A 6,000-nucleotide genomic window follows, 5' to 3' on the forward strand; every position below is an offset into this window, starting at 1 on the left:
AATAGTAACCTTAATGTTACCTAATATTAATATTAATTCTAAATCCTCCATAATATTTCCCACTTATATTTTTTCATATTCCTTTTTTCTCTCCTTAAAATATACAGCCTTTAAATTACATCTATCTATTATTTCTCGTGCTAAATCAAAGTTACTACCTATAGCTGCTACTCCATGAGCATCAGAACCTATTGTTACATCTTTGCCACCTAATTCTCTGTATCTTTTATAAATGTTAATTAAGTTTTCAACCACTGTTTTATCATCTAATCTTCTAGTATTTAATTCTATACATTTATCTTTTTCTATTAAACTTTTCAGTATTTCGTCTATGTAATCCGAAAAATCTTCATAATATATTTCTGGATCAGGATATTTTCCATATCTAGCTATATAGTCTATATGTCCCATACTATCTATAAAGTCATATTGCTCCACACAATCAAGCATACACTTAAAATACTCTTCATAAGCTTCTTTCTTAGTTTTTCCTTCATAGAATTCAGTATAGTATATATCCATATTGTTTACCAAATGAATTGATCCTATAACAAAATCAAAGGGACTATTTACTGCTATATTTCTACTTTCATTAATACAATCGGCTTTCATACCTATTTCAATTCCAAGTAATAATTTATCAGTTCTATACTTTAAATATTTATCAAAATATAATTTTTCATCAAAACAAAACATATCCTTCTGTGGATAATTTAAATCCATGTGCTCTGTTATAATTAATGAAATATTTTTTGCCTCCGATGCTTTAATAGCATCCTCTATTTCCATTTTTGAATCTGTTGAAACTTTTGTATGAAGATGTGTGTCAAACATATGCTATCCCTCCAATTTACTGCTTACTTTATTATGTTTATTACATTAATTAAATATAGATACCCCAAGTCAAAATTTAACTTATACGTAGGTATATATTACCAATGTTGAAATCACATTTAAATATTTTTTTATTAGTCTTAGCGAGAATTTGAGAAAAATCCTAGAGCTTTAGACTAATTAAAAATATTTAACGTGACGAAACATGGTAATATATACGGTGGTATAAGTTAAATTTCGGACATGGCTATCTATACATGTTTTAGAATTATTTTATTAAAATTTTACACTCTTATATAAAAAAAATAAAGGTTTATTTTAACCCATGTGAATTTTAAGTCTCTAATTTCTTTTTTGTAGTCCACCAAGATGGTTTCTTTATCAATAATGTGATCCTTTCTATGTTAATGTTGGTTATAATTCTATAAATTCCATCACCTAAAAGTATAGCAAAAATTAAATCTAAAATCACATGCTGTTTAATGAATTGTGTAGATAGAATTATTAGCATAGATGTTACAGTAATAATAGCTTTATCAGTTGAATTCTTTTCATTACAATCTCTTACTCCCTTAACTACTAGATAACAGGTTAACACATGAATACTTGGAAAACAATTGTAAGGCTTGTCAGTATTGTATATAAATCTTATCAACTCTGTAAGAAAATCATTACCATATAGCTCTGGTCGCTGTATGCCTGTTTGAAAAAAGTAAAATGACGCATAGCATATCAACATCCCTATTACAAAGCTAAATATAACTTTATAATATGTTTTTCTATAGTAAAAGCAAAAATATACTAAGGTAATAACTATAAATGGATACCATACTAAATATGGTATAGCAAATATTTTTATAAAAGGAATCTTCCTATCAATATTAGTTATTAAATAGTGAACTCCTCTTAAAGAGTTATTTAGATACATGTATAATATATTTACTAAAGGTATTATGAACATTAGTCCTAAAGACTTTATATTTTTTTTTATCATCTTCATAAGTTATCACCTCTGAATTAAACATTTTATCTTTATTCAATTCTCTCACTGTAATATTTTATCGAAATTTGTCGAACATTATTCCTATTATTATGATATTGATATTTCTATTTATGTTTTAACAAATTTTACTTCTAGTCAAACTTTTAACCATATTCTTCAGTAAATTCATTAATATATAAAATTATCAAATTAAACCATTTAGTTAACAGTTAACATAATCCTAATATAATGTTAACAAAAGTACAATATACTAGTACCGTGGTATTTATTTACATAGTTTAAAGTTATATAAGGGGGAAAAACAATGTTAAAAAAGAAAAAATGGTTTTTAGGTGTATTATCACTAGTAATGACCACATCTTTACTTTTATCTGGCTGTGGTAGTTCCGTTGCTACAAACAGTTCTGCTAACCCAAATACTTTCACTGGTAAAAAGAATCCTAAGTATGTTTTTTTATTCATAGGTGATGGTATGGGTATATCTCAAATAAATTCAGCTGAAATTTTTCTTGGAAATCAAAAGGATCCTAAGAATCCAAACATACAAAAGTTAGCTTTCACTCAGTTTCCTGCTCAAGGTATGAATACAACATATGCTGCAGATACATTTATAACTGACTCTGCATCTGCGGGTACTGCAATAGCTACTGGACATAAAACCAATGACGGCGTAATTAATATGGATCCAGCTAAAAAAGAAAAATATACATCAATGGCTGAAATGGCAAAGAAAAAAGGAATGAAAGTAGGTATTGTATCTTCAGTTTCATTAGATCATGCTACTCCAGCAGTTTTCTATGCACATAATCCTTCAAGAAACAACTACTATGACATATCCTTAGAGCTTGGAAAAAGTAATTTTGATTATTTTGCTGGTGGAGGTCTTAAGCAGCCAACAGGCAAAACTAAAGATAAACCTGATGCATTTAAAGAAGCTGAGAAAAATGGCTATAAGATAGTTAAAGATAAAGCTTCTCTAGAAAAGTTAGACTCAAAGTCTGGAAAAGTTATAGCTATAAGCCCAAAGCTTGATGCTGACCAAGCATTACCTTATGCTATAAACAATGATAAAGATTCAATTTCTTTAGAGGATTTTACTAAAAAAGGTATAAATGTATTAGATAACGATAAAGGATTTTTCATGATGGTAGAAGGTGGAAAGGTTGACTGGGCCTGTCATGCTAATGATGCAGCTTCATCAATCCATGAAACTTTAGCATTTGATAAATCCATAAAACAAGCAGTAGACTTTTATGAAAAACATCCTGATGAAACTTTAATTGTTGTTACTGGGGACCATGAAACTGGTGGATTTACTCTTGGTTTCGCTGGTACAGGCTATAATACTTTCTTTGAAAAAATAGGAAAACAAACTATTTCCTATGATGAGTTTACTAAAAAGGTTGAAGCTTATAAAAAGGCTGGACATACTGCTGACAACGCTAAGCTTGAAGATTTATTACCTTTGGTTAAAGAAAGTTATGGACTTGAGGCAATGGATCCAGCTAAGTATAATGAACTATCTAAGATAGCTTCCGATGAAAAAAATCCTAAAGCAAAAGAAGCAGAGGAGCAAATTGGTATGGCTCTTAGTCCAAAAGATATGGATGATTTAAGAGCAGCATTAAAACAAAGTATGACTGAAAAAGCTAATAGAGCAAAAGATGAACAAGCTCAATTATTATATGGAACTTATGATCCATTTACTGTAACCTTAACACATATATTAGATCATAAAGCAGGTTTAAGCTTTACATCTTATTCCCATACAGCAGTTCCTATTCCAGTATATGTTAAAGGTATAGGTCAAGATTTATTTAACGGATATTACGACAACACCGATTTATTTAAAAAGTTAACTTCGATTATGGCAATATCCTAACAATATTGCGAAATTTTAATAATATTCAAGTAAACATCAGATGGTGGTTTTTATCCCATCTGATGTTTACTTGAATTAATAAATGTATTGATTAGATTATATATTGAAGGTAAATTTATAATTTAATCCTTTACCAGGAAAGGAGCAGCATGTTAAAAATATTAAAAAACCGTGAAAGTATATTTGTTATAATATTACTAATAATAAATGTTATTCTTATTATTATGCCCACAAGCTTTAATGATAAAAATAATCAAAGCATACGAGCTAAAGCATTAGTTATATCTGTAGATAACTCACAGCTTGAACAAAGAGGTATAGTTAAAACAGGAGTTCAGGCCGTAAAAGTAAAAATATTAAATGGTCCCTTTAAGGGTAGTGAATTTGTATCACCAAACAATTTAAGAGGGCAACTTGAACTTGATAAAATGTTTGCGGTTGGTGATAAAGCCTTTGTAGTTATAGAGCATACAGGCAATAAAATTAATTTTGTAAATATAATTGATCATTATAGAATTAACATAGAATTAGTTCTATTTTTTATATTTATAATAATGCTAATATTATTTGCTGGTTGGACTGGAGTTAAATCAGTCTTATCATTTATTTTTACAGTACTGATGATATGGAAAGTACTAATTCCTGGTTTTTTAAAAGGTTGGAATCCAATAGTAACAGCCCTTATAGTTGTTACTATATTAATTGGAGTTACTACTTTTTTAGTTGCTGGCCTGAACAAAAAAGCTGTAGTATCTTTTTTAGGTTCCATTTCTGGAGTATTATTAACTTGTATCTTTGCTCTAATTTTTGGTACTGCTTTTAAAATTCATGGTGCTGTGGTTCCCTTCTCTGAAAGTCTGCTTTACTCTGGCTATGGGAACTTGAACCTTACCAGTATATTTATTTCAGGTATTTTTATAGCTTCCTCTGGAGCAATTATGGATGTTACTATGGATATTTCAACTGCAGTTTATGAGCTTGTTATAACCAAACCTGATATAACAAGGAAATATGCTATAAAAAGTGGTTTTTCAGTGGCTAAAGCTGTAGTTGGCACAATGACAACAACTCTTCTTCTAGCTTATTCTGGTGGCTATACAGCAATGCTTATGGTTTTTATGGCACAAGGAACACCCGTAATGAATATTTTAAATCTAACATATGTATCTGCTGAAATACTTCATACCATGGTGGGTAGTTTTGGATTAGTACTAGTAGCTCCTCTAACTGCCATTCTAGCAGGTGTTATATTTACAAAACCTGAATATATAAAAAAAATTTCTGAAGAACATAAAGCCGCAGTATAATATACCACTTGCACAGGATCTTATTGATCCTGTGTATTTTAATTTACCTTAAAAATTAAAATAAGTATAATTTTATGGCCATATCACTCATATATTTTTATATAGATACTTATTAACAATCTATATAAACTTAATGTTGGATATGGGGGATACTATGGAGAAAAAAATTATTGCTTTGGGAAATATATCTATGTGCGACGATGGCATTGGGGTAAAAGTTCTAGAATTTTTAACCAGTAAACTCACATTACTTGGCTTTCATATAATAATGGGCGAAACTGATATAAACTATTGTTTAAATAAAATTGAAAATGATGATTTTATAATAATCTTAGATTCTAGTTACTATGGTATACAGCCTGGCAACGTTACAGTTACTCCTTTGAAGGAAATTGATATATGCAGTAATAATTATTTATGTACTCATGCAATAGATTTAGTAAAAGCTTTAGATTCATCTAATAAAAAAGTTCACGGTTTTATAATAAATATAGAAGCCTATGAATTTTACTTTAACTTTGACTTAAGCCCAGATTTAGAAATGAAGTTTTCTGAAATATGTAAACAATGCTTAGAACATATTACATTCATAAGTTCTTGTAAAGACGATATACGTGAACATATGATATCATAAATATATTTCCTAGTTTTAATGAGAGAGAAATAATTATCTAAGCATGCAACCTTTTTTATTCAAAACTTGAGGGACTGTAAACCGATGTCTACAGTCCCTCTAAATTTTAAATATAGATACACACAACTTAAATTTAACTTATACGCAGGAATATGCTGCCAAAACTGAAGCACATTTAAAAACTTTTTGTCAGTCTTAGTGAAGTGTTTTTAGAAAATCTTAGAACCTTATATATGTTTGAGCATAGCGAGTTTATATAAGGCTCTTAGATTTTCAAAAACACGAACTTTAGACTGACTAAAAGTTTTTAACGTGCCGAAGTTTGGCAGCATATTCAGGA

General features: G+C 29.1%; 5 protein-coding genes. 3 read left to right on the top strand and 2 right to left on the bottom strand.

The window, feature by feature from the left end:
• Positions 1-63: 63 nt before the first annotated feature.
• A complete protein-coding gene (locus tag HGI79_RS01735) occupies positions 64-834 on the bottom strand; it encodes a histidinol phosphate phosphatase (RefSeq protein ID WP_185648998.1) in 771 nt (256 codons plus the stop codon).
• A gap of 334 nt (positions 835-1,168) precedes the next feature.
• A complete protein-coding gene (locus HGI79_RS01740; RefSeq protein WP_185648999.1) occupies positions 1,169-1,834 on the bottom strand; it encodes a phosphatase PAP2 family protein in 666 nt (221 codons plus the stop codon).
• A 307-nt stretch (positions 1,835-2,141) separates the two neighbouring features.
• Here HGI79_RS01740 and HGI79_RS01745 point away from each other — a divergent pair, with 307 nt between their 5' ends.
• The 3 genes from HGI79_RS01745 (at position 2,142) to HGI79_RS01755 (ending at position 5,660) form a co-directional block, all read left to right on the top strand.
• Entirely contained in the window at positions 2,142-3,719 is a 1,578-nt protein-coding gene (locus tag HGI79_RS01745; protein ID WP_185649000.1) for an alkaline phosphatase, read from the top strand.
• Between the two features lie 149 nt (positions 3,720-3,868).
• Positions 3,869-5,026 (top strand): YibE/F family protein, encoded by a 1,158-nt coding sequence (locus tag HGI79_RS01750; RefSeq protein WP_185649001.1) that lies wholly within the window; start codon positions 3,869-3,871, stop codon positions 5,024-5,026.
• A 154-nt stretch (positions 5,027-5,180) separates the two neighbouring features.
• The gene (locus HGI79_RS01755) at positions 5,181-5,660 is read left to right on the top strand and encodes a hydrogenase maturation protease (RefSeq protein WP_185649002.1); all 480 of its coding nucleotides are present in this window, start codon (positions 5,181-5,183) and stop codon (positions 5,658-5,660) included.
• The last annotated feature ends 340 nt before the right edge of the window (positions 5,661-6,000 follow it).

This window comes from Clostridium sp. DJ247 (assembly GCF_014231265.1).